This window comes from Streptomyces sp. NPDC088157 (assembly GCF_044741545.1).
Classification (GTDB): domain Bacteria; phylum Actinomycetota; class Actinomycetes; order Streptomycetales; family Streptomycetaceae; genus Streptomyces.
Map to the genome: position 1 here is coordinate 126,843 of NZ_JBIUSU010000011.1, position 24,420 is coordinate 151,262.

The 24,420-nt window shown below is 76.0% G+C and carries 13 protein-coding genes and 1 pseudogene; 9 read left to right on the plus strand and 5 right to left on the minus strand.

The window, feature by feature from the left end; genetic code table 11:
• Window positions 1-4 precede the first annotated feature (4 nt).
• Window positions 5-808 (minus strand): LysR family substrate-binding domain-containing protein, encoded by an 804-nt coding sequence (locus ACIPFH_RS36560; RefSeq protein ID WP_401833580.1) that lies wholly within the window; start codon window positions 806-808, stop codon window positions 5-7.
• A 58-nt stretch (window positions 809-866) separates the two neighbouring features.
• Between ACIPFH_RS36560 and ACIPFH_RS36565 the strand changes: the two genes are divergently transcribed.
• The 9 genes and pseudogenes from ACIPFH_RS36565 to ACIPFH_RS36605 all read left to right on the plus strand — a co-directional run bounded on the left by ACIPFH_RS36565 (window position 867) and on the right by ACIPFH_RS36605 (window position 15,926).
• The gene (locus ACIPFH_RS36565; protein WP_401833582.1) at window positions 867-1,253 is read left to right on the plus strand and encodes a DUF5997 family protein; all 387 of its coding nucleotides are present in this window, start codon (window positions 867-869) and stop codon (window positions 1,251-1,253) included.
• Between the two features lie 31 nt (window positions 1,254-1,284).
• Window positions 1,285-1,643 (plus strand): annotated as a pseudogene (locus ACIPFH_RS36570) (LysR family transcriptional regulator); the annotation flags it as partial.
• A 78-nt stretch (window positions 1,644-1,721) separates the two neighbouring features.
• Complete coding sequence (locus tag ACIPFH_RS36575; RefSeq protein ID WP_328483468.1) at window positions 1,722-2,111, plus strand: cold shock domain-containing protein; 390 nt, start codon at window positions 1,722-1,724, stop codon at window positions 2,109-2,111.
• A gap of 178 nt (window positions 2,112-2,289) precedes the next feature.
• The gene (locus ACIPFH_RS36580) at window positions 2,290-3,144 is read left to right on the plus strand and encodes a DUF4132 domain-containing protein (RefSeq protein ID WP_401833585.1); all 855 of its coding nucleotides are present in this window, start codon (window positions 2,290-2,292) and stop codon (window positions 3,142-3,144) included.
• The gene (locus ACIPFH_RS36585) at window positions 3,141-8,141 is read left to right on the plus strand and encodes a hypothetical protein (protein WP_401833588.1); all 5,001 of its coding nucleotides are present in this window, start codon (window positions 3,141-3,143) and stop codon (window positions 8,139-8,141) included. The genes ACIPFH_RS36580 and ACIPFH_RS36585 overlap by 4 nt, the downstream gene beginning before the upstream one ends.
• A 35-nt stretch (window positions 8,142-8,176) precedes the next feature.
• Window positions 8,177-9,358: an AAA family ATPase gene (locus tag ACIPFH_RS36590; protein ID WP_401833590.1), complete on the plus strand. Its 1,182-nt coding sequence runs from the start codon at window positions 8,177-8,179 to the stop codon at window positions 9,356-9,358.
• 5 nt (window positions 9,359-9,363) lie between these two features.
• On the plus strand, window positions 9,364-13,425 hold the full coding sequence (locus ACIPFH_RS36595) for a DUF5682 family protein (RefSeq protein WP_401833593.1): 4,062 nt from the start codon (window positions 9,364-9,366) through the stop codon (window positions 13,423-13,425).
• The gene (locus tag ACIPFH_RS36600; protein ID WP_401833595.1) at window positions 13,422-15,284 is read left to right on the plus strand and encodes a hypothetical protein; all 1,863 of its coding nucleotides are present in this window, start codon (window positions 13,422-13,424) and stop codon (window positions 15,282-15,284) included. Before ACIPFH_RS36595 ends, ACIPFH_RS36600 begins: the two co-directional genes overlap by 4 nt.
• Before the next feature lie 87 nt (window positions 15,285-15,371).
• The gene (locus ACIPFH_RS36605) at window positions 15,372-15,926 is read left to right on the plus strand and encodes a DinB family protein (RefSeq protein ID WP_401833597.1); all 555 of its coding nucleotides are present in this window, start codon (window positions 15,372-15,374) and stop codon (window positions 15,924-15,926) included.
• Between the two features lie 716 nt (window positions 15,927-16,642).
• Here the strand turns inward: ACIPFH_RS36605 and ACIPFH_RS36610 are convergent.
• From ACIPFH_RS36610 to ACIPFH_RS36625, 4 genes are all read right to left on the minus strand, one after another.
• Window positions 16,643-17,197 carry a DinB family protein gene (locus tag ACIPFH_RS36610; RefSeq protein WP_401833597.1) on the minus strand — a complete coding sequence of 185 codons (555 nt, stop codon included), beginning with the start codon at window positions 17,195-17,197 and terminating at the stop codon, window positions 16,643-16,645.
• Between the two features lie 87 nt (window positions 17,198-17,284).
• Entirely contained in the window at window positions 17,285-19,147 is a 1,863-nt protein-coding gene (locus tag ACIPFH_RS36615) for a hypothetical protein (protein WP_401833595.1), read from the minus strand.
• Entirely contained in the window at window positions 19,144-23,205 is a 4,062-nt protein-coding gene (locus ACIPFH_RS36620) for a DUF5682 family protein (protein ID WP_401833593.1), read from the minus strand. Before ACIPFH_RS36620 ends, ACIPFH_RS36615 begins: the two co-directional genes overlap by 4 nt.
• Window positions 23,206-23,210: 5 nt before the next feature.
• On the minus strand, window positions 23,211-24,392 hold the full coding sequence (locus ACIPFH_RS36625) for an AAA family ATPase (protein WP_401833590.1): 1,182 nt from the start codon (window positions 24,390-24,392) through the stop codon (window positions 23,211-23,213).
• Window positions 24,393-24,420: the final 28 nt, after the last annotated feature.

Genomic DNA, 24,420 nt, shown 5'->3' on the forward strand with positions numbered 1-24,420 from the left:
CGCGCTACGACCGGCGGCGGGGCTTGCCGCCGCCGGTACCGCGCCGCCCGCCGCCGCCCTTCGCGGCGCCGCCCTTCGCGCCCCCGCTGCGGCCGCGGGCACCGGAGCCCCCGGCCGCGCTCTTGCGCGGGGCGCCTCCCGACTGCGGCTTGCGCCGCTCGCGCTCGCCCTTGCGCTCCTCCGCCGGAGCCTGCTGGGCGCGGCCCCGCGTGCTGTTGACCGTGCGGCCCCGGACGATGCCGATGAAGTCCTCGACCAGCTCGGTGGTCGCCTCCTCGGGCCAGGAGAGGGCGACGTCCGATCGGGGGGCGTCGACGACCGTGCGGTAGGTGAGGTCCTTGCGGTGGTGGAGACGGGCCAGGGACTGCGGCACCACCAGGACGCCGATGTTCGCCGCGACCAGCTCGATCGCGTCCTCGGTGGTGGCCGGCCGCTCGAATGCGGGCTCGCCGGGCGGCTGCTCCCAGCCGAGGACGTCGTCGAGGGGGTGCAGGACCACCTCGTCCGCGAGGTCCTCCAGGGTGACCTCGTCGGCCGCCGTGAGCACGTGGTCCCTGGGCACCACGACGACGGTCGTCTCCGTGTAGAGGGGGATCGCGCTGAACACCGTCCGGTCCACCGGGAGGCGCACGAAGGCCGCGTCGGCGGCACCCTCGCGCAAGGCCTCGGACGCTCCCGCGAGGGTCACCTGGAGGAGGGTGAGCGACGTGTGGGGCAGGCGCTCGTGCCAGATCCGCACCCACTTGGCGGGCGTCACTCCGGGGACGTACGCGAGCCGGAACGAGGGGGAGTCCGCCGAGTCGGTCATCCCGCCAGGTTACCGGCTGTGGTCGGAGGTCTTCGCCGCGGCCGATACCCTGGACCGTATGAAGTCGCAGCAGAACACCCAGACGATGAAGCCCGCCACCGCGGCGAAGAAGCTGGGTGTGCACCTCCCCGCCACGCCCGCCGAGTTCCAGGAGGGCGTCGTCTCGCGCGGCGAGCTGACCGAACTCCAGGCGAACCCGCCCGAGTGGCTGCTCGAGCTGCGCGAGAACGGCCCGCATCCCCGACCGGTGGTCGCGGCCAAGCTGGGCGTCTCCATCGCGGGCCTGGCCCGCGGCGGGGTGACCGAGGCGCTCACCACCGAGCAGATCGAGGCCCTCAAGGCCGCCGGGCCCGAGTGGCTGGAGAAGGAGCGCGCCACCCAGGCCGAGGTCCGCAAGGAGACCGTCCGCATCAAGAAGCGCAACGCGGAGCGAGCCGAGTCCTGACCCAGGTCATCCGCGCGGTCATCGGCGCGGCAACCCCCTGGCCCGTCGCCGCTCGGTGCGGCCGGCCGACGGCGGGCGGACCCTGCTGATCGACCGCCGAGCCGGCCCCACCACCCCGAGCTGTGGCCGCCCGACGCGCGCCCCGCCACGGAGGAGACCCACGACGTCGACGACTGGCTGACGGTCATCGCCACCGGCCGCGCGGATCCGGGATGACCGCCGAGTCGACCGCCGCCCAGTACCCGCCCCGGTGTCGCCCACCGGCCGGTGCGCGCGACGCCGAGCCCGTCGCCGTCCGTCCGGCGTGGTGGCGCGACGACCCGCCCCCCCGCGACGCGGGCCGTGATCGAGCTGCTCAGCACGCCGTACCGCGCTCTGTGCATCCCCTGAGTCGCCCGGAACCCGTCGGTTTGACTACGATCTGGGCAGGTTCACCGACGTGGTGTTTCGAGGTTGCTGGGGGTTGGGATGGTCGCTGGTCGCGTGGTGCGCTTCGACAGTCAGCGTGGTTACGGTTTCATCGCGCCCGACGACGGCGGGGAGGACGTCTTCCTGCACGTCAACGACATGTTGATGCCCGAGTCGCAGGTGCGCCGGGGCATCGTGGTGGAGTTCGAGATCGAGGACGGCGAGCGCGGTCCGAAGGCGTCCGGCGTACGGCTCGCGCGGGGTGCGGACGGCAAGCCCCTGGCCGCCGACGACGACGTGCTGTGCGATGTGCTCAGCACGGAGGAGTTCACCCGGGACGTCACCGAGGCGCTGCTGACGGCGGCGCCCTCCCTCACCGGTGAACAGATCGTCCAGGTGCGGGCCGGGCTGGCTCAGTTCGCGAAGAACCACGGCTGGGTCGAGGGCTGACCCGACCGGCCGGCCGAGGGTGCGTGATGCCCTCGGCGAGCCCGGCACAGGGCCATGACCTGGGCTCTCGTCCTGTCGGCCCCCGGGGCGCCGTCACCCCGCCGTCTTCCGGATCCCGTTGTCAGTGGCCTGATCTACAGTTCCCGTCACTTGATCACTGCGGGTGCGGGAGGCACACATGGGGTGGGTGTCGGCCGGCGACTACGAAGTCGCCCTCGATGACGGCAAGGTGGTGTGCCGCAACGCGGCCGGGCGGCGGCTGAAGTCCGTGCCGCCCAAGATCGCGGACGAGCCGGCCGTGGTGGGCCTGCGTCAGCTCACGGAATGGCTGGAACGGCACGAACGCCAGTGTCTGGCCGACGTGGAGCGGTGGATGGTGCGCTCGCTGCCGGTGCCGTTCACGGTCGTCGCGCAGGTGTGGCCCGACCCCGCCTGGCAGGCCGCCCTGCGCGACCTGGTCGTCACCGGAGCCGACGGCGAGGTGGCCGGGTTCCTGCGGGACGCCGACCCCGGGCGCGGCCTCGGCCTGGTCGACCTCGACGGCGACACGGTCCGCATCACACCCGACCTCGTCCGCCTTCCGCACCCCGTGCTCCTCGACGACCTGGAGGAGCTGCGGGAGTTCGCCGTCGAACTCGGCGTCGAGCAGCGCGCCCAGCAGCTCTTCCGCGAGGTGTGGCGGCGTCCCGCGACGCTCGACGCGGAGGGCGCCTCGGTCGAGGAGTACGCGGGCGGCGCGTTCAAGGAACAGCGGTTCCTGCACGGCCGGGTCACCCAGCTCGGCTACCGCGTGCGCGGCGGCCACGCCGTCGTTTCCGTTCTCGAGGACAACCGCACCGTCGAGGCCCGGGTGTGGGTCGGCGACTACGAGGGCTACCAGGAGGCGGAGACCGGCCCCCTGGTGTTCACCGACTCCGCCGGCCGGGTGCTGAAACTCGGCCGGATCGGGCCGGTGGCCTGGTCCGAGGGCATGCGGATGGCGGCGGCGCTCTACGCCGGGCGCGACATCGAGGACGAGGAGCGGGCGGCATGACGACCTACGACGAGACCACCGCCGCCGCGCTGCTCGACGCGGGCGCGGTCCTGCCCCCGGGCAGCACGAGCCGCGAGGACGCCGACACCCTCACCGTGCGCGGGTACTCCCACCCCGCGCTGGACGACCGGCGGATCGTGCGGCTGGTTCCGGGCACCCTGGGCGAGGCCGAGGACCTGGCACTGGACTTCCTCGGCCTGACCCGGGACCCGGAGACCCCGGTAGTCGGTCAGGTGCGCCGGGAGACGCTCGGCTTCCCCGCCTGGGCGCTGGTCAACGACCCGGCCAACGGCCACCACGCGCTGGCCCTGGTCAAGGACGTCGAGCGGCTCGCCCGGCAGGCGAAGTCCCGCCCCGGCACCGCCAAGGACGGCTTCGAGGAGCTCGGCACCCGGCTCGGCCTGGCCGTGCCGCACTTCCTGCCCACCTTCTACGAGCAGGCCGCCCGCGTCTTTCTCCAGCACGAGAACACGACGTACGCCTCCGCCTTCTTCGGCAAGGCCCGCGAGGCCGAGCGGGTGCACGCGCTGAAGGTGGACGAGGAGCGGCAGCGGGCGGTGTTCCTGGAGTTCGCCTTCGCCGGGGCGCTCACGGTCAAGGCGCTCAAGGAGCACGTCAAGGCCCTCGCGGCGCGGCTCGACGCGGCCGAGGCCTGGGCCCAGTTCCGGCAGTTGACGGTGGAGCGCTGCGCCGCCGGGATGCCGCCGTACGCATCCCTGCCGCAGGATGCCCGCGGGCTGATCAGGGCCGCCGGCCTCGACCGGCTCACCGAGGAGTGCGGCCTCGTCGCCGACCTGCTCTCCTCGCCCGCCGCGGTCCGGGCCCCCGCGTCGTTCTGGAACGCCTACCGGACGACGCTCGCGGTCCTCGCCGAGCGGCAACCGCAGGTGCGGGAGCGGCTGTTGGAGATCATGCCGGCCGGCCTGGGCGGGTCCGTCGAGGACGACGAGTTCTGGCTGGCGCTGCTCGTGGAGTGCGGGGCGGATCTGCTCCTCACCGGTGAGACCGCGACCGACGCGGACCCGGCGGACTGGCTCGGGCGGTGGGCCCTGCACCGCAAGCACGGCGGCAATGTCAGCGGTCGTTCCCCGGCCACGCTCTCTCTCGTGGAGCGGATGGCGCCCCGGCTGCGTGACCGGGGCCGCCCCGTCGACCTGTGCTCGGGCCGCTGGCACGCCGGCGCCGACCTCGACCTGCTGGACCTGTGCGCGGCGCTGGGCGTGCCGCTGACGCTGCCCGGCCCGGACCAGGTCGTGTATCTCTCCCTGGACCGCTGGCTGCGCGAGCCCCTTCCCGGCCGACGCGACCTGACCGCGACCGCGGCCGACCCACGGCTGCGACGGCTGCTGTACGCCGACATCGGCACGGTCAGCGGCTACCGCCCCGCGCCCGAGGTGCTGGAGGGCCTGGCCGCCCACCCCGTACTCAGGGACGTGCTGCGCGAGTGGCTGGACGACGCGGCCGGGGAACTGGCCTCGGCGGTCGGCCTGCCCGCCGCGCGGGCGGCGCTGGAACGGATGCGCCCCTTCCGCACGGTGGCCGCGCGGGTGAGCCCGGCGGCCGTCGCCCAGGTCGCCGCGCACCCGGTCGCGCCGCTGCTCGGGCACACGCTGCGCGCGGGCGTCCTGGACGAGCTGGGCTGGCCCGCGCTGGACGAGGCGCTGCGCCGCCTCGACGCCGAGACCAGGCGCGACCGCGACGACACGCTGAGCGTCAGCGAGGCCTGGCCCGCTCTGATCCTGGCCCGCGCGCACAAGGTGCTGGTCGTCGGCCCCGAGGACATCCTGCTGGAGCACGACCTGCGGCTCCCCGTCGAACTGGACCGCTGGCAGCGCCCGCGCTACCGCTACACGGACGGCGAACTCCTCGTCATGTGGCGGCAGAACGGCAAGCAGTTCGGCTACTGGTCGGCCCGTCCGGCCGATGTGCTGCCCCTCGGCGGCGAGCAGATCCCGCAGTGGTACGGCGGCAACGACGCGGGTGAGCCCTCGATCCCGCTGCCCGCGGGCGGTCGCGCCACCGGTGGACGCACGCTGCACGCCGGTGACGCCGTCGTGCCGCCGAGCCGCCGCATCCTCGGCGACGGCACCTCGTACTGGCGCCAGGGCAGGCAGGGCCGACAGCAGGTCTGGCTGGAGTACGACCCGGCCACCGGCACCCACGGGCGGGCCTCCCTGCCCGCGTTCCTGGCGTCCGGCATCCGCGAGGACGCCACCCTGCTGCCCCGGCACTGCGAGGTACTTCCCCTCCAACCCGGTCTGGAACACAGCCCGTTCGGCACTGACGGCACCGTCCTGGGCCGCTGGGTGCGCACCGAGGGCGAGGGCGCCGAGGCTCGTACGGTCGCCGGTACCCCGGACGGCCGGACCGTCACCCTGCCGTGGGCCGACGGACGGGCGCCCGGCGTCCTGCTCGGCGCGCTGCGGCTGCCGGGCGGCGCCGAGCCCGTCGCCGTCGGTCTCCACCGGCAGATCGCCCTGTACGCGGGCGACGACACGTCCGCCGCCGGGGAGCTGGGCCGGGTGACGCCGATGGAGCGCGGCGGCGAGTTCGCCGCCGGCACCCGGTTCGTCCCGCCGGTCGACTTCTGGCACGCCCTTCGCCCCCGCGACGAGCGCGCGTCCGCGCAGCTGCGCGCGCTGACCGACGAGCAGGCGGCCGAGGTGCTGCGGACCGCGGCCGAGGCGCTGGCCCGACGGCAGGCGAAGCTGGCGGCCGCCACCGTGGTCGACGGCACCTCGGAGAGCTCTGCCGTCGTGCCGCCCGCCGACGAGGTCGTCCGGGAGATCGTGTCCCGCGCCCTGCCCGCGCTCGGCGACGGAAACCTCGTCGCGGGTGTCGCCGCGCTGGTCCGCGCGGTACTGCGGCTCGGCGAGTCGACCGCCGCGTTCGTGGCGCCTCCGGTCGAGCGGCCGAAGGCGGAGCGGCGGCGCGTCGACGGCATGTTCGCCGACCTCAAGCCCGAGTACGGCGACGACGCGACGCTGCGCGAGGCCACCACCGGCCTCACCGAGGTGCACGGGTGGTGGGGCAGCGAGGTCAGCTGGAGCACGCTGCGGCAGATCCGCGCCGTGAACCACGTGCTGTCCGGGAAGCCGGCCGACGGCAAGTCGCTGGCCGAGGGCGCCCGCTCCACCGGGGCCCGCGACCGATGGAGGAGCGACGAGTTCACCTTGCCGGGCATCGGCCTGGTGTGGACGCCCATGCTGGACGTGCTGCGTCCGCTCGCGTACCGCGCCGCCTCCGCCACGGTGACCGAGGCGCACCGCGAGGCGCTGCTGCTGCTGTTCGAGGCGATCACGGACGGGCCGCTGGCCACGACCGGGGGCGCCCTGCGCGAGGTGGTGCTGAGCGAGCCGCACGAGAAGCAGGAACGCGTCGGTCAGGTGCTGCGCCGGGACGGCCGTGTCGTCGTCGTCCTCGGCTGCCAGAACGTGGACCGGCAGGCGGGGCGGGTGCACTGGCTCGCCCTGGACCACGATCCGGCCGGCGTCTTCGGCGCGATCGCCCACTTCACCCTGGAGCGGGAGACCGCGCACCCGGCGCTGTTCCCCGCCGACGCGCTGAGCGCCGTCACCGGGCTCGTCCGGGACAAGGGCCCGGCGCCCTGGCAGCCGGAGGCGACCGCCGCTCTCGCCGCCGCGACCCACGGCGGGCTGGGCCCGGTGCAGGCGGCTCTGCTGCTCGCCGGAAAGCCGAAGCAGCTCACCGACGAAGTGATCGCCGCGACCGGCCTGAAGCCGCGGCAGAAGGAACTGGGCGACGCCCTGCTGTCCTCGGTCGGGGGCGGCGACCGGGCGGCCCTCGTCGGCGCGCTGCTGCCCGGGAACCCCGGCGACCTGTGGACGGCCGGGCCGGACACGGAGGCCGCGGGCCGGCTGTGGGGCAAGCGGCTCGGCGAGGTCGTCCGGCTGCCCGAGGATCTCGCCGGGGAACTCTCCCTGGGCGGCCTGCCCACCGGCTCCGCCGAGCAGGTCCTCAACCCGGGACTGACCCCCTGGATCAGCCGCACCACGGTCCAGCGGCCGGACAAGGACGGCAACCTGGTCGCGGAGGACCCGTCGGCGCTGCCCGGCCGCCACCACCTGACGGGTGCCGTGGCCGCCCTGGCCGGGCTCGCCTACGCCCTGCCGTACGGACACCCGCTGCGGTCCCTCCTGCCGGAGAGCCTCGCCGCGCTGCGCCGCCGCCTCGTCGATCCCGGCCTGTTGCTGGATCTGGACGTCGCCTGGACCGAGAAGGGGTCCGCGACCGCCGTCGAACTGCGCAAGGCGTACGGGCTGCCCGCCACCGGGGGCGCCGACGCCCACGGTCTGACGCGCGTGGGCGAGGCACTGGTGCTGCGCCCGTGGTACGGCGACCAGGAGACCGTCCTGGTGCGGCCGGGAGCGCTCGGTTCGCCCGACGACCCGGTGTTCGGGCTGGTCGAGGGGCTGGTCGGGCTGGGCCGGAGCGAGGGCATGTGGGCCCTGCGGACCGTACTCGGCGACGAACTGGCCCGCGCGCTCGCGGCCGGGGGCGACCCCGGGGAGCCCGCCGGACACGCCCAGGACCCGACCTTCAGCGTGCCCGACCTGGTCGCCGAGGTCGCCGAACGGCACGGCCTGGGCGAGGACGCGGCGGCGCTCTATCTCCAGTTGCTGGCCCTGCCGGACCCCACGGACCGCAACTGCGCCCGCTGGACCGGCTGGAAGCCCGCCAGGACGAAGAAGGCACGCGCCGAACTCGCGGCGAGCGACCTGGTCGTCGAGGCCAGGCGTCCGCGCGCCGGCCGCACCCTCTTCCTGCCGTGCGGCTGGCTGGACCTGAGGTCCCCCGCCCTGCCGGTGGAGATCTGGAAGGAGGGCCTCTACCCGGTCCGCGCCTACTCGCGCGTGGTACCGCTGGTGCCGGTACCCGAACTGTTCACGCGCGCGTGGGACCGCGTCCGCTCCGGCGACGCCCCGGCCTACGAGCAGCTCACCACCCGCGCCACCCGCAAGGGCCGTCGCCGATGACCACCGTCCCGCCCCGCCTGGGAGAACGCGCGCCGATGACCACCACCGCCCTGTCCCCCGACTCCGCCGACCTCGTTCGCCAGATCGTCCCGCCCGAGGACCGGTACGCCGGTGAGCTGGCCTTCCTCGCCGCGTACGACGACGGGCCGCGCCCGCCCGCCTGGCGGCTCACCCCGCGTGCCGTCGTCACGTTCGTCATGGGCAGCGACGGCCGCGCCCTGAAGCTGCCCGACGGCGCCGAGGCGCCGGACGGTGTGCCGCGCCGACTGGTGGTGGAGGGCAAGTTCGTCGGTGACAGGGCGCTGGTGGAGCGGTGTGTGGTCACGCTCGCCGGTGAGCGCGGCCTGCTGCTCGTCGGCGAGCCCGGTACCGCCAAGTCGATGCTGTCCGAGCTGCTGTCCACCGCCGTGTGCGGCACCAGCGGGCTGGTCGTGCAGGGCACCGCGGGGACGACGGAGGACCAGCTCAAGTACGGCTGGAACTACGCCCTGTTGCTGGCGCAGGGGCCCAGTCGGCAGGCGCTGGTGCCCTCGCCGGTGCTGACCGCCATGTCACGGGGCGCCATCGCCCGGGTCGAGGAGGTCACGCGCTGTCTGCCCGAGGTGCAGGACGCGCTGGTGTCGCTGCTGTCGGAGCGGCGCATCGCGGTACCCGAACTGGCGGGCACGGACGACGCGTTGGCGCACGCCGCGCCCGGCTTCAACCTCATCGCCACGGCCAACCTGCGGGACAAGGGCGTCTCGGAGATGTCCGCGGCCCTCAAACGCCGTTTCAACTTCGAGACGGTCGGGCCCATTCCGGACCTCGACGCGGAGACCGCGCTGGTGCGCAGCCAGGCACGGGCCTCGGTGGAGCGGGTCGGCGCGGCCTTCCAGGTCGACGACGCCGTGCTGGAGGCCCTGGTCACCGCCTTCCGTGATCTGCGGGAGGGACGGTCGGCGGAGGGCTGGGAGGTGGAGCGGCCGTCCACGGTGATGAGCACCGCGGAGGCCGTGTCGGTCGCGGGTGCGCTGGCGCTCGCGGCGGCCTACTTCCCGGGCGACCGGGATGTGCTGGGGCTGCTGCCGGGTCACCTGCTGGGTGTGGTCCGCAAGGACGACCCCGCCGACGCGGCCCGGCTGCGCGGCTACTGGGACGGGCCCGTCCGGCGCCGCGCCGAGCAGGGTTCCGCCACCTGGCGCACCCTGTGGGACCTGCGCACGGTCCTGGAGGGCTGACGGCCGTGTCCTCCTCCCACCCCACCGCACCGGACTCCCCTGACGTCCCGGGCTCCCCGGACCTCCCGGACTCCCCGGGCTCCCCGGGCGAGGCTCTCGCGGCCCTCACCGACCCTGCCGCGCCCTATCTCATCGGCGTACGGCACCACGCGCCCTCGCTGGCCGCGGCCGTGCCCGCACTGCTCGACGAGGCGAAGCCCGACGTGGTGCTCGTCGAGCTGCCCGCCGAGATGCAGGAATGGCTGCCCTGGCTCGGGCACGAGGAGACCCGGGCTCCGGTCGCGCTCGCCGCGGCGCCCGGTGACGGCGGGGGCGGCGGGGGTCCGGCGTTCTATCCGTTCGCCGACTTCTCCCCCGAGCTGGCCGCCGTGCGCTGGGGCGCCCGGCACGGCGTCCCGGTGCTCGCCTGCGACCTGCCGCTCGCGGACCGGGCGTGGGGCGAGGGGCGCGGCGGCACCGCGCAGGAGGAGTCTCCCGGGCTCGCCGACGCGTTGCGGGCCCGGCTCACGGGCCGTCCCGGGGACGACCTGTGGGACCGGCTCGTCGAGGCCACCGCCCCGGGCTCCCCGCCCGAGGCCGTGCGCCGGGCGGCCCTGCTCACGGGGTGGGCGCTGCGTGAGGACGCGGCCGCGTCCGGCGGGGTGCCCGAGCTGGACCTGCGGCGTGAGCGGTGGATGCGGTCCCGGATCGCCGAGGCCACCGCCCGGGGCGAGCGGGCCGCCGTGATCGTCGGCGCCTTCCACGCACCGGCGCTGACCGGCCCGTCCGCCGCGGCGCACGACGCCGCCGCAGATCTCGGGGAACACCCCGGAGCCACCGAACCGGATGACGGCGGGGGGACGGGAGTCGCCGGTGACGGGCGGCGCGGCGGCGGGCCGGCCGCCGAGGAGCGGACCGGAGCCACCGATCCCACCGTCGGCGAGCCGTGCGGCCTCCCCTCCCCGGCCGCCGAGGAACGAACCGGAGGCGTCGACCGTGCCGGTGGCGGGCCGGCCGAAGCCGCCGGATCCACCGTTGGCGAGCGGGACGATGTCGCCGCCCCAGCCGCCGAAGAACCAACCGGAGGCACCGACCACACCGTCGGCGGACGGGCCGAACCCGCCGGGCCCACCATCGGCGAGCGGGACGATGTCGCCGCCCCAGCCGCCGAAGAGGGGACCGGAGGCGTCGACCGTGCCGGTGGCGGGCGAGCCGGAGACGGTGGTTCGGCCGCGGGTGGGCGGAGCGGAAGCGGCGTCCGGGGTCCGGTGGCGTGGACGACCTCGTTGATCCCGTACGCCTACGCCCTCCTGGACGAGCGTTCCGGCTACCCGGCCGGCATCCGGGATCCGGAGTGGCAGGACATGGTGCTGCGGGCGGCGGGCGATCCGGCGGCGTTGGAGGAGGCGCTGACGCGGGCGGCCGTGCGGGTGTGCGCGGCGTTGCGGGACCTCGGGCATCCGTCCGGGCCGGCCGACGCGCGCGAGATCACCCGGCTGGCCTCGGATCTGGCCCGGCTGCGGGGGCTGCCCGCGGCGGGCCGGGGCGAGCTGGTCGAGGCGGTGCAGACGGTCCTCGCGCAGGGTGAGCCGTACGGGCGGGGGCGGGCCGTGGCGCGGGCGATGGAGCGGGTGCTGGTCGGCACGCGCACCGGCCGGCCGGCGCCGGACGCGCCGCGCAGTGGTCTCGTCCCCGCGGTCGAGGCGGAGGTGGCGGGGCTGGGCCTGCCCGGGCCGGAGAACGCCTCGGGCCCGGCGCGGGATCTACGGCTCGACCCGCTGCGGTCGGACCTGGACCGGCGTCGTGAGCTGCTGCTGCGTCGGCTGACGGTGTGCGGGGTGCCCTACGGCGAGGCGCGGGAGGTCGTCGGCGCGGGCGGCGCCGAGGCTCTCACGTCACGCTGGGAGGTGCGGTGGACGCCGGCGACGGCGGCCATGCTGACCGCGGCCGGCGTGCGCGGGGTCACCGCGGCGCAGGCCGCCGAGGGTGTGCTGCGGGAGCGTCGGCGCGCGGAGCGGGACGCGGGCGGGTCGACGGCCGCGCAGGTGCTTCAGGGGCTCGCACAGGCCGCGGAGTGCGGCCTGTCGGCCCTGGCGGACGAGCGGCTCGACGACGTCGCCGAGGTGCTGCCCCTGGCCGGTACGCTGCCCGAACTCCTCGCCGGGCTGGCCCTGTCGGACCGGCTGCGGGCCGGTCATGTGCCGGGGCTCGGCGCCGACGGGGACCCTACGGCGCGGGCGGCCGCCGTGGCCGAGCTGCTCACCGCGGCGGCGGTGCGGCAGGTGGACGGCCTGACCGGGTCCGAGGATCCGGCCGACGCCCATGCCCTGCTCGAACTCGCCCACCGGGCCGATCTGTTGGGCGGTATCCGGCTCACGGCCGCCCTCGCCCGGCTGGCCGCGGACGGCTCCCCGTTGATGCGCGGCGCCGCCGGGGCCGTCCGGGTGCTGCTCGGGCAGGAGGGCGCCCGGGCCTTCGGCGACCGGGTCGCTTCCTGGGTGGACGGAGCGGTCGACGCCGACTCGCGGTCGGCCCTCACGGCCCGGCTGAACGGGCTGCTGGCCGCCGCGGGCCCGCTGTTGGAAGCGGCGGCGCCCGCCCTGGAGCCCCTGCTGGGCCGTGTCTCGGAGCTGCCCGACCGGGAGTTCCTCGATCGGCTTCCCGCACTGCGCGGCGGCTTCGAGACCCTGAGTCCCGCGGCCCGCGGCCGCCTTCTCGCGGCCGTCGAGGAGCGCCTCGGCACCGAACGGGTCGCCGACACCGGTGGGCTCGACCCGGCCGCCCTCGCCGCCTGGGCGGGGGCGGATCTCGCCGCCCGCGCCACTCTGCGGTCGCTGGGGCTGCTGCCAACGCCGGGCGCGGGCGAACAGGCGCCCACCGAACGGTCCCGCACCGGCGAGGCGGGCACAGCCGAGACCGTGACCGACGGGGCAGGACCCTCCGGGGCAGGACCCTCCGGGGCGAGCCACGGGGAGGACCGTCTTCTCGCCCCCGCCGACCGCTGGCGGCTTCTCCTCGGCCGCCGCAGCGAACAACTCCCCGCTTCGGCCCGTGCGCTGGCGACGGCTCTGGACGAGCTGTACGGCAGCGGGCGCGGCGAGGGCAGCCGTGGGGACCTGACGGGCCCGGGGGCCGGCGGCGGCCGCGAGGTGTCGTATCCGGGGGTGCGGGAGTGGTCGCAGGAGTTGGCCGCGCTGTTCGGGCCGGGCATCCGGGAGGAGGTGCTGGCGGCGGCCGCCGCATCCGGCCGCAAGGACGTGCTCACCGAGCTGGACGCGGACAGCGTGCGCCCCTCGGTCGATCTGCTGCGCACCGTGCTGCGGCACGCGGGCGGGCTGCCCGAGGCCCGGCTGGCGGTACTGCGTCCGCTGGTGCGGCGGCTTGTCGAGGCGCTGACCCGGGAGCTGGCCACCCGGCTGCGCCCCGCCCTGCACGGCACGGCCCTGCCGCGTCCGAGCCGCCGTCCGGGCGGTGGCCTCGATCTCCCGCGCACACTGCGCGCCAACCTGGCGACCGCGCGGCGCGGCCCGGACGGCACGGTGCAGGTGATTCCGGAGCGTCCGGTGTTCCGTACCCGGGCGCGGCGGGCCGCCGACTGGCGGCTGGTCCTGGTCACGGACGTATCGGGGTCCATGGAGGCGTCCACGGTGTGGGCCGCGCTGACGGCCTCGGTGCTGGCCGGGGTGCCGACGCTGTCCACGCACTTCCTGGCGTTCTCCACGGAGGTCATCGACCTCACCGGTCATGTCGAGGATCCGTTGTCGCTGCTGCTGGAGGTCAGCGTGGGCGGCGGCACGCACATCGCGGCGGGACTGCGGCACGCCCGCGAGCTGGTCACCGTGCCGTCGCGGACGCTGGTCGTGGTCGTCAGCGACTTCGAGGAGGGCTATCCGCTCGGCGGGCTGCTCGCCGAGGTGCGTGCGCTGGTCGGCGCGGGCTGCCACGTCCTGGGCTGCGCGAGCCTCGACGACACGGGCCGGCCGCGCTACTCCACCGGCGTCGCGGGGCAGCTCGTCGCCGCGGGCATGCCCGTCGCCGCTCTCAGTCCGCTCGAACTCGCCCGCTGGGTAGGGGAGAAGATCGCATGAGCCCGGACCTGTTGCCTCCGGTCGCCCCGTACGTCACCGCCGAACTCGTCGAGGCGCTCTCTCCCCGGCTGCGCAAGCGGCTGGACGCGGGCATCGCCAAACTGGCGGTCCGTCCGGTGGTGCGCGAGGGCGACACCGTAAGGATCGCCGTCGACGACGACACCGATCTCGAACTGGACGCGCCCGGGGGCTCGGTGACCAGCGCGGACGCGATCCGTTGCGGTTGCCTGCTCGCCCCCGACTGTCTGCACCGCGCGGCGGCGGCCTCGGCCGCGCCGGTCGCCGAGGGAACTTCCGACAGCACACCCGCGCAGCCGAGAGACGAAGGTGCATCGCCGCCGCCGGACGCCGAAACCGCCGCCCCGGCCCAACTCGCCGCCGCCCGGACCGTGTACGACGCGGCGGCCGCCGTGCTCGAAGCCGGTGCGGACGGATCCGGCGCCGTGCTCCAGGCGGCGCTTCTGCGCGCCGCGCACACCGCACGGCTCGCGGGCCTGCCCCGGATCGCCGCATCCGCGGTCTCCGTGGTCAACGGGATACGCGCGGCCCGCTCCGCCGACCCCGCCCACCGGCTGCCCGATCTCGCCGACGCCCTGCGCACCGTCCTCGGTATGGCACACCGCCTGCCGCTCGCGACCGGCCCCGATCTGGCGGAACTGCGGGGCACCGTACGTCAGCCGTACACCCCGGACGGCTCGCTGCGGCTGTACGGGCTCTTCTCCGAACCCGTCCTGACGACCACCGGGTACGCGGGCGCCGTCACCTGGACCGCCGACGCCGAAGGCCGCCTCTACACGGTCTCCGACGTGGCCCCCGGCGGCCCCGGCCGGGCGACCGGCGCCGCCGACCGGGCCGTACGGATCGGCGACACCGCCCTGACCCACCGTGAGCTGTCGCGCGCGGGCCTCGCGGTCTCCGGTGCGACCGTGTCCCCGACCGGCCGGCTCGGCGCGGGCGCGGGTGTGCGGGCGGTCCGCGCGCCGGGTGCCGACTGGAGCGCCGAGCCGCTCGACCGGCTGTGGGCGGTGCCGGTCGCCGAGCAGGTCGCGCGGGCCCTGAACGGCGGCCATGACCTGCTCTTCCTCGACGTCACCCTCGCGGGCACGGTCCGCGAGGCGACGGGTGACCGTCTGCCGGCCGACTGCGGCGGCCTGGCGGTCCGGCTCGATATGGCCCACGACGACCCCGCGCTCCCCTACCGTGACAACCTCCGCCTCCTGGCCGCCGCCCCTGGCAGTCGGCTGCGCGTCGTCGCGCGTCTCGCGCCGGGGCCGCTCCCGCGGGCCCTGCTGCTCGCCGCCGAACACCCGACCCGGCCGGGCGACCGGCTGGACCTGGGGCTGGACCGGCTCCAGCACGCGGACCTGCCCACGGCGACGGCCGCGTCCGCCGTTGCTCCCCCGGTGGACGAGGCCCCGTTGCACCTGCTGAGCCGCCGCGTGCACCAGGCCGTGTCCGGGGGCCGCCGGGTGCTGGGCTTCCCGGACAGCGGCACGGGTGACGGCGGACGGCTGCGGCGCGTCGGTCTCGCCACCGCGGGCGACCTGCTCGACGAGGTCCGGTCCGCCGCGGCGGACCGCTCACGCGACGCCTTCGGCCGGCTGCTCCCCGCCGATCCGGGCCGCTTCGCGCGCGCCTGGCTGGCCGCCGCCGTCTACACCGGCGAGGTCGAGCGAGCGCTGTGCGCGGCGGCCTGGGGGGCGAGCGCGCAGGCTGCCGGGCCGGCGGAAGTGGCTGGCCGCCGGGAGGGGGCCGGGGACGGGCAGGCGGCCGGGCACGCGAAGGAGGCGAGGCCGGGGGAGGAGGCGAGACCGGGGGACGAGGCGAAACAGGCGGAGATGGTGCCGGCATTGCCATGAACCCGGCGCCTTTAGGACAGGATCTGACCTCTATCGCTCCTAACGTGGTGCTCGACCGCGGAACAGCACTCACGGAAGCAGGCGATCATGAGCAAGCCCACCACCCTCGACGAGACCGCGGCAGCACCCGCCGTCGGCGGCGAGCGCGCCGATCTGCTGGAGTCACTCGCCAAGCAGCGGCACTTCCTCCGCTTCACCACCCGGGACCTCAGCGACGAGCAGGCCGGTCTGCGGACCACCGCGAGCGAACTCTGTCTCGGCGGCCTGATCAAGCACGTCACCTCGGTGGAGCGGAACTGGGCGGCCTTCATCGTGGACGGCCCGTCGGCGATGGGCGACTTCGACAACATGACGGAGGAGGACTGGGCCCGGCGGGCCGACGAGTTCCGGATGCTGCCCGGTGAGACGTTGGCGGGGGTGCTGAAGGAGTACGACGAGGTGGCGAGCCGTACCGACGAACTGGTCGTGTCCCTGCCCGATCTGGACGCGGGGCACCCGCTGCCCTCGGCACCGTGGTTCGAGCAGAACGCACGCTGGTCGGCCCGCCGGGTCCTGCTGCACATCGCCGCCGAGACCGCCCAGCACGCCGGTCACGCCGACATCATCCGCGAGTCCATGGACGGCGCGAAGAGCATGGGCTGACGCTCCCACGCCAAGGGCCGTCGCCTGACCGGAGCTCGAAGACCTGCGCCTGCCAGGCCTCCGGGACCACGCACAGAGCGGGGTCGAGCCTTCGGGCAGACCGCGCCCGCCGCGGCTCCAGACCGGGGTCGAGCCCCCGGCCAGACCAGGGTCGGACCTTCGGCCGACCGTGCCCGCCGCGGCTGCGCGAGCGCTTCGCGCAGCCGTCCGGACTCGCACCGCCGCACGGAGAACGTCTTGCCGCGCGCGGCGGAGGGCCGGGGGGGCCGACCCGGGCGCCCCCGTCGGGCATCCTCGTCGAGCCGTCCTCGTACGGTCCCGGCGGCGTCGGCGCGATCGTCGGTGCCCAGCGCGACGGCCGTCGCGCTGGGCACCGACGATCGCGCCGACGCCGCCGGGACCGTACGAGGACGGCTCGACGAGGATGCCCGACGGGGGCGCCCGGGTCGGCCCCCCCGGCCCTCCGCCGCGCGCGGCAAGACGTTCTCCGTGCGGCGGTGCGAGTCCGGACGGCTGCGCGAAGCGCTCGCGCAGCCGCGGCGGGCACGGTCGGCCGAAGGTCCGACCCTGGTCTGGCCGGGGGCTCGACCCCGGTCTGGAGCCGCGGCGGGCGCGGTCTGCCCGAAGGCTCGACCCCGCTCTGTGCGTGGTCCCGGAGGCCTGGCAGGCGCAGGTCTTCGAGCTCCGGTCAGGCGACGGCCCTTGGCGTGGGAGCGTCAGCCCATGCTCTTCGCGCCGTCCATGGACTCGCGGATGATGTCGGCGTGACCGGCGTGCTGGGCGGTCTCGGCGGCGATGTGCAGCAGGACCCGGCGGGCCGACCAGCGTGCGTTCTGCTCGAACCACGGTGCCGAGGGCAGCGGGTGCCCCGCGTCCAGATCGGGCAGGGACACGACCAGTTCGTCGGTACGGCTCGCCACCTCGTCGTACTCCTTCAGCACCCCCGCCAACGTCTCACCGGGCAGCATCCGGAACTCGTCGGCCCGCCGGGCCCAGTCCTCCTCCGTCATGTTGTCGAAGTCGCCCATCGCCGACGGGCCGTCCACGATGAAGGCCGCCCAGTTCCGCTCCACCGAGGTGACGTGCTTGATCAGGCCGCCGAGACAGAGTTCGCTCGCGGTGGTCCGCAGACCGGCCTGCTCGTCGCTGAGGTCCCGGGTGGTGAAGCGGAGGAAGTGCCGCTGCTTGGCGAGTGACTCCAGCAGATCGGCGCGCTCGCCGCCGACGGCGGGTGCTGCCGCGGTCTCGTCGAGGGTGGTGGGCTTGCTCATGATCGCCTGCTTCCGTGAGTGCTGTTCCGCGGTCGAGCACCACGTTAGGAGCGATAGAGGTCAGATCCTGTCCTAAAGGCGCCGGGTTCATGGCAATGCCGGCACCATCTCCGCCTGTTTCGCCTCGTCCCCCGGTCTCGCCTCCTCCCCCGGCCTCGCCTCCTTCGCGTGCCCGGCCGCCTGCCCGTCCCCGGCCCCCTCCCGGCGGCCAGCCACTTCCGCCGGCCCGGCAGCCTGCGCGCTCGCCCCCCAGGCCGCCGCGCACAGCGCTCGCTCGACCTCGCCGGTGTAGACGGCGGCGGCCAGCCAGGCGCGCGCGAAGCGGCCCGGATCGGCGGGGAGCAGCCGGCCGAAGGCGTCGCGTGAGCGGTCCGCCGCGGCGGACCGGACCTCGTCGAGCAGGTCGCCCGCGGTGGCGAGACCGACGCGCCGCAGCCGTCCGCCGTCACCCGTGCCGCTGTCCGGGAAGCCCAGCACCCGGCGGCCCCCGGACACGGCCTGGTGCACGCGGCGGCTCAGCAGGTGCAACGGGGCCTCGTCCACCGGGGGAGCAACGGCGGACGCGGCCGTCGCCGTGGGCAGGTCCGCGTGCTGGAGCCGGTCCAGCCCCAGGTCCAGCCGGTCGCCCGGCCGGGTCGGGTGTTCGGCGGCGAGCAGCAGGGCCCGCGGGAGCGGCCCCGGCGCGAGACGCGCGACGACGCGCAGCCGACTGCCAGGGGCGGCGGCCAGGAGGCGGAGGTTGTCACGGTAGGGGAGCGCGGGGTCGTCGTGGGCCATATCGAGCCGGACCGCCAGGCCGCCGCAGTCGGCCGGCAGACGGTCACCCGTCGCCTCGCGGACCGTGCCCGCGAGGGTGACGTCGAGGAAGAGCAGGTCATGGCCGCCGTTCAGGGCCCGCGCGACCTGCTCGGCGACCGGCACCGCCCACAGCCGGTCGAGCGGCTCGGCGCTCCAGTCGGCACCCGGCGCGCGGACCGCCCGCACACCCGCGCCCGCGCCGAGCCGGCCGGTCGGGGACACGGTCGCACCGGAGACCGCGAGGCCCGCGCGCGACAGCTCACGGTGGGTCAGGGCGGTGTCGCCGATCCGTACGGCCCGGTCGGCGGCGCCGGTCGCCCGGCCGGGGCCGCCGGGGGCCACGTCGGAGACCGTGTAGAGGCGGCCTTCGGCGTCGGCGGTCCAGGTGACGGCGCCCGCGTACCCGGTGGTCGTCAGGACGGGTTCGGAGAAGAGCCCGTACAGCCGCAGCGAGCCGTCCGGGGTGTACGGCTGACGTACGGTGCCCCGCAGTTCCGCCAGATCGGGGCCGGTCGCGAGCGGCAGGCGGTGTGCCATACCGAGGACGGTGCGCAGGGCGTCGGCGAGATCGGGCAGCCGGTGGGCGGGGTCGGCGGAGCGGGCCGCGCGTATCCCGTTGACCACGGAGACCGCGGATGCGGCGATCCGGGGCAGGCCCGCGAGCCGTGCGGTGTGCGCGGCGCGCAGAAGCGCCGCCTGGAGCACGGCGCCGGATCCGTCCGCACCGGCTTCGAGCACGGCGGCCGCCGCGTCGTACACGGTCCGGGCGGCGGCGAGTTGGGCCGGGGCGGCGGTTTCGGCGTCCGGCGGCGGCGATGCACCTTCGTCTCTCGGCTGCGCGGGTGTGCTGTCGGAAGTTCCCTCGGCGACCGGCGCGGCCGAGGCCGCCGCCGCGCGGTGCAGACAGTCGGGGGCGAGCAGGCAACCGCAACGGATCGCGTCCGCGCTGGTCACCGAGCCCCCGGGCGCGTCCAGTTCGAGATCGGTGTCGTCGTCGACGGCGATCCTTACGGTGTCGCCCTCGCGCACCACCGGACGGACCGCCAGTTTGGCGATGCCCGCGTCCAGCCGCTTGCGCAGCCGGGGAGAGAGCGCCTCGACGAGTTCGGCGGTGACGTACGGGGCGACCGGAGGCAACAGGTCCGGGCTCATGCGATCTTCTCCCCTACCCAGCGGGCGAGTTCGAGCGGACTGAGAGCGGCGACGGGCATGCCCGCGGCGACGAGCTGCCCCGCGACGCCGGTGGAGTAGCGCGGCCGGCCCGTGTCGTCGAGGCTCGCGCAGCCCAGGACGTGGCAGCCCGCGCCGACCAGCGCACGCACCTCGGCGAGCAGCCCGCCGAGCGGATAGCCCTCCTCGAAGTCGCTGACGACCACGACCAGCGTCCGCGACGGCACGGTGACCAGCTCGCGGGCGTGCCGCAGTCCCGCCGCGATGTGCGTGCCGCCGCCCACGCTGACCTCCAGCAGCAGCGACAACGGATCCTCGACATGACCGGTGAGGTCGATGACCTCCGTGGAGAACGCCAGGAAGTGCGTGGACAGCGTCGGCACCCCGGCCAGCACCGAGGCCGTCAGCGCGGCCCACACCGTGGACGCCTCCATGGACCCCGATACGTCCGTGACCAGGACCAGCCGCCAGTCGGCGGCCCGCCGCGCCCGGGTACGGAACACCGGACGCTCCGGAATCACCTGCACCGTGCCGTCCGGGCCGCGCCGCGCGGTCGCCAGGTTGGCGCGCAGTGTGCGCGGGAGATCGAGGCCACCGCCCGGACGGCGGCTCGGACGCGGCAGGGCCGTGCCGTGCAGGGCGGGGCGCAGCCGGGTGGCCAGCTCCCGGGTCAGCGCCTCGACAAGCCGCCGCACCAGCGGACGCAGTACCGCCAGCCGGGCCTCGGGCAGCCCGCCCGCGTGCCGCAGCACGGTGCGCAGCAGATCGACCGAGGGGCGCACGCTGTCCGCGTCCAGCTCGGTGAGCACGTCCTTGCGGCCGGATGCGGCGGCCGCCGCCAGCACCTCCTCCCGGATGCCCGGCCCGAACAGCGCGGCCAACTCCTGCGACCACTCCCGCACCCCCGGATACGACACCTCGCGGCCGCCGCCGGCCCCCGGGCCCGTCAGGTCCCCACGGCTGCCCTCGCCGCGCCCGCTGCCGTACAGCTCGTCCAGAGCCGTCGCCAGCGCACGGGCCGAAGCGGGGAGTTGTTCGCTGCGGCGGCCGAGGAGAAGCCGCCAGCGGTCGGCGGGGGCGAGAAGACGGTCCTCCCCGTGGCTCGCCCCGGAGGGTCCTGCCCCGGAGGGTCCTGCCCCGTCGGTCACGGTCTCGGCTGTGCCCGCCTCGCCGGTGCGGGACCGTTCGGTGGGCGCCTGTTCGCCCGCGCCCGGCGTTGGCAGCAGCCCCAGCGACCGCAGAGTGGCGCGGGCGGCGAGATCCGCCCCCGCCCAGGCGGCGAGGGCGGCCGGGTCGAGCCCACCGGTGTCGGCGACCCGTTCGGTGCCGAGGCGCTCCTCGACGGCCGCGAGAAGGCGGCCGCGGGCCGCGGGACTCAGGGTCTCGAAGCCGCCGCGCAGTGCGGGAAGCCGATCGAGGAACTCCCGGTCGGGCAGCTCCGAGACACGGCCCAGCAGGGGCTCCAGGGCGGGCGCCGCCGCTTCCAACAGCGGGCCCGCGGCGGCCAGCAGCCCGTTCAGCCGGGCCGTGAGGGCCGACCGCGAGTCGGCGTCGACCGCTCCGTCCACCCAGGAAGCGACCCGGTCGCCGAAGGCCCGGGCGCCCTCCTGCCCGAGCAGCACCCGGACGGCCCCGGCGGCGCCGCGCATCAACGGGGAGCCGTCCGCGGCCAGCCGGGCGAGGGCGGCCGTGAGCCGGATACCGCCCAACAGATCGGCCCGGTGGGCGAGTTCGAGCAGGGCATGGGCGTCGGCCGGATCCTCGGACCCGGTCAGGCCGTCCACCTGCCGCACCGCCGCCGCGGTGAGCAGCTCGGCCACGGCGGCCGCCCGCGCCGTAGGGTCCCCGTCGGCGCCGAGCCCCGGCACATGACCGGCCCGCAGCCGGTCCGACAGGGCCAGCCCGGCGAGGAGTTCGGGCAGCGTACCGGCCAGGGGCAGCACCTCGGCGACGTCGTCGAGCCGCTCGTCCGCCAGGGCCGACAGGCCGCACTCCGCGGCCTGTGCGAGCCCCTGAAGCACCTGCGCGGCCGTCGACCCGCCCGCGTCCCGCTCCGCGCGCCGACGCTCCCGCAGCACACCCTCGGCGGCCTGCGCCGCGGTGACCCCGCGCACGCCGGCCGCGGTCAGCATGGCCGCCGTCGCCGGCGTCCACCGCACCTCCCAGCGTGACGTGAGAGCCTCGGCGCCGCCCGCGCCGACGACCTCCCGCGCCTCGCCGTAGGGCACCCCGCACACCGTCAGCCGACGCAGCAGCAGCTCACGACGCCGGTCCAGGTCCGACCGCAGCGGGTCGAGCCGTAGATCCCGCGCCGGGCCCGAGGCGTTCTCCGGCCCGGGCAGGCCCAGCCCCGCCACCTCCGCCTCGACCGCGGGGACGAGACCACTGCGCGGCGCGTCCGGCGCCGGCCGGCCGGTGCGCGTGCCGACCAGCACCCGCTCCATCGCCCGCGCCACGGCCCGCCCCCGCCCGTACGGCTCACCCTGCGCGAGGACCGTCTGCACCGCCTCGACCAGCTCGCCCCGGCCCGCCGCGGGCAGCCCCCGCAGCCGGGCCAGATCCGAGGCCAGCCGGGTGATCTCGCGCGCGTCGGCCGGCCCGGACGGATGCCCGAGGTCCCGCAACGCCGCGCACACCCGCACGGCCGCCCGCGTCAGCGCCTCCTCCAACGCCGCCGGATCGCCCGCCGCCCGCAGCACCATGTCCTGCCACTCCGGATCCCGGATGCCGGCCGGGTAGCCGGAACGCTCGTCCAGGAGGGCGTAGGCGTACGGGATCAACGAGGTCGTCCACGCCACCGGACCCCGGACGCCGCTTCCGCTCCGCCCACCCGCGGCCGAACCACCGTCTCCGGCTCGCCCGCCACCGGCACGGTCGACGCCTCCGGTCCCCTCTTCGGCGGCTGGGGCGGCGACATCGTCCCGCTCGCCGATGGTGGGCCCGGCGGGTTCGGCCCGTCCGCCGACGGTGTGGTCGGTGCCTCCGGTTGGTTCTTCGGCGGCTGGGGCGGCGACATCGTCCCGCTCGCCAACGGTGGATCCGGCGGCTTCGGCCGGCCCGCCACCGGCACGGTCGACGCCTCCGGTTCGTTCCTCGGCGGCCGGGGAGGGGAGGCCGCACGGCTCGCCGACGGTGGGATCGGTGGCTCCGGTCCGCTCCTCGGCGGCCGGCCCGCCGCCGCGCCGCCCGTCACCGGCGACTCCCGTCCCCCCGCCGTCATCCGGTTCGGTGGCTCCGGGGTGTTCCCCGAGATCTGCGGCGGCGTCGTGCGCCGCGGCGGACGGGCCGGTCAGCGCCGGTGCGTGGAAGGCGCCGACGATCACGGCGGCCCGCTCGCCCCGGGCGGTGGCCTCGGCGATCCGGGACCGCATCCACCGCTCACGCCGCAGGTCCAGCTCGGGCACCCCGCCGGACGCGGCCGCGTCCTCACGCAGCGCCCACCCCGTGAGCAGGGCCGCCCGGCGCACGGCCTCGGGCGGGGAGCCCGGGGCGGTGGCCTCGACGAGCCGGTCCCACAGGTCGTCCCCGGGACGGCCCGTGAGCCGGGCCCGCAACGCGTCGGCGAGCCCGGGAGACTCCTCCTGCGCGGTGCCGCCGCGCCCCTCGCCCCACGCCCGGTCCGCGAGCGGCAGGTCGCAGGCGAGCACCGGGACGCCGTGCCGGGCGCCCCAGCGCACGGCGGCCAGCTCGGGGGAGAAGTCGGCGAACGGATAGAACGCCGGACCCCCGCCGCCCCCGCCGTCACCGGGCGCCGCGGCGAGCGCGACCGGAGCCCGGGTCTCCTCGTGCCCGAGCCAGGGCAGCCATTCCTGCATCTCGGCGGGCAGCTCGACGAGCACCACGTCGGGCTTCGCCTCGTCGAGCAGTGCGGGCACGGCCGCGGCCAGCGAGGGCGCGTGGTGCCGTACGCCGATGAGATAGGGCGCGGCAGGGTCGGTGAGGGCCGCGAGAGCCTCGCCCGGGGAGCCCGGGGAGTCCGGGAGGTCCGGGGAGCCCGGGACGTCAGGGGAGTCCGGTGCGGTGGGGTGGGAGGAGGACACGGCCGTCAGCCCTCCAGGACCGTGCGCAGGTCCCACAGGGTGCGCCAGGTGGCGGAACCCTGCTCGGCGCGGCGCCGGACGGGCCCGTCCCAGTAGCCGCGCAGCCGGGCCGCGTCGGCGGGGTCGTCCTTGCGGACCACACCCAGCAGGTGACCCGGCAGCAGCCCCAGCACATCCCGGTCGCCCGGGAAGTAGGCCGCCGCGAGCGCCAGCGCACCCGCGACCGACACGGCCTCCGCGGTGCTCATCACCGTGGACGGCCGCTCCACCTCCCAGCCCTCCGCCGACCGTCCCTCCCGCAGATCACGGAAGGCGGTGACCAGGGCCTCCAGCACGGCGTCGTCGACCTGGAAGGCCGCGCCGACCCGCTCCACCGAGGCCCGTGCCTGGCTGCGCACCAGCGCGGTCTCCGCGTCGAGGTCCGGAATGGGCCCGACCGTCTCGAAGTTGAAACGGCGTTTGAGGGCCGCGGACATCTCCGAGACGCCCTTGTCCCGCAGGTTGGCCGTGGCGATGAGGTTGAAGCCGGGCGCGGCGTGCGCCAACGCGTCGTCCGTGCCCGCCAGTTCGGGTACCGCGATGCGCCGCTCCGACAGCAGCGACACCAGCGCGTCCTGCACCTCGGGCAGACAGCGCGTGACCTCCTCGACCCGGGCGATGGCGCCCCGTGACATGGCGGTCAGCACCGGCGAGGGCACCAGCGCCTGCCGACTGGGCCCCTGCGCCAGCAACAGGGCGTAGTTCCAGCCGTACTTGAGCTGGTCCTCCGTCGTCCCCGCGGTGCCCTGCACGACCAGCCCGCTGGTGCCGCACACGGCGGTGGACAGCAGCTCGGACAGCATCGACTTGGCGGTACCGGGCTCGCCGACGAGCAGCAGGCCGCGCTCACCGGCGAGCGTGACCACACACCGCTCCACCAGCGCCCTGTCACCGACGAACTTGCCCTCCACCACCAGTCGGCGCGGCACACCGTCCGGCGCCTCGGCGCCGTCGGGCAGCTTCAGGGCGCGGCCGTCGCTGCCCATGACGAACGTGACGACGGCACGCGGGGTGAGCCGCCAGGCGGGCGGGCGCGGCCCGTCGTCGTACGCGGCGAGGAAGGCCAGCTCACCGGCGTACCGGTCCTCGGGCGGGACGATCTGGCGAACGAGGTCGGCGGAGTCGGGGGACAGGGCGGTGGTGGTCATCGGCGCGCGTTCTCCCAGGCGGGGCGGG

Coding starts and splice junctions, on each gene's coding strand:
- ACIPFH_RS36565 (WP_401833582.1), top strand. CDS start 867: ATGAAGTCGCAGCAGAACACCCAGACGATGAAGCCCGCCACCGCGGCG.
- ACIPFH_RS36590 (WP_401833590.1), top strand. CDS start 8,177: ATGACCACCACCGCCCTGTCCCCCGACTCCGCCGACCTCGTTCGCCAG.
- ACIPFH_RS36600 (WP_401833595.1), top strand. CDS start 13,422: ATGAGCCCGGACCTGTTGCCTCCGGTCGCCCCGTACGTCACCGCCGAA.
- ACIPFH_RS36580 (WP_401833585.1), top strand. CDS start 2,290: ATGGGGTGGGTGTCGGCCGGCGACTACGAAGTCGCCCTCGATGACGGC.
- ACIPFH_RS36615 (WP_401833595.1), bottom strand. CDS start 19,147: ATGAGCCCGGACCTGTTGCCTCCGGTCGCCCCGTACGTCACCGCCGAA.
- ACIPFH_RS36605 (WP_401833597.1), top strand. CDS start 15,372: ATGAGCAAGCCCACCACCCTCGACGAGACCGCGGCAGCACCCGCCGTC.
- ACIPFH_RS36610 (WP_401833597.1), bottom strand. CDS start 17,197: ATGAGCAAGCCCACCACCCTCGACGAGACCGCGGCAGCACCCGCCGTC.
- ACIPFH_RS36585 (WP_401833588.1), top strand. CDS start 3,141: ATGACGACCTACGACGAGACCACCGCCGCCGCGCTGCTCGACGCGGGC.
- ACIPFH_RS36625 (WP_401833590.1), bottom strand. CDS start 24,392: ATGACCACCACCGCCCTGTCCCCCGACTCCGCCGACCTCGTTCGCCAG.
- ACIPFH_RS36560 (WP_401833580.1), bottom strand. CDS start 808: ATGACCGACTCGGCGGACTCCCCCTCGTTCCGGCTCGCGTACGTCCCC.
- ACIPFH_RS36575 (WP_328483468.1), top strand. CDS start 1,722: ATGGTCGCTGGTCGCGTGGTGCGCTTCGACAGTCAGCGTGGTTACGGT.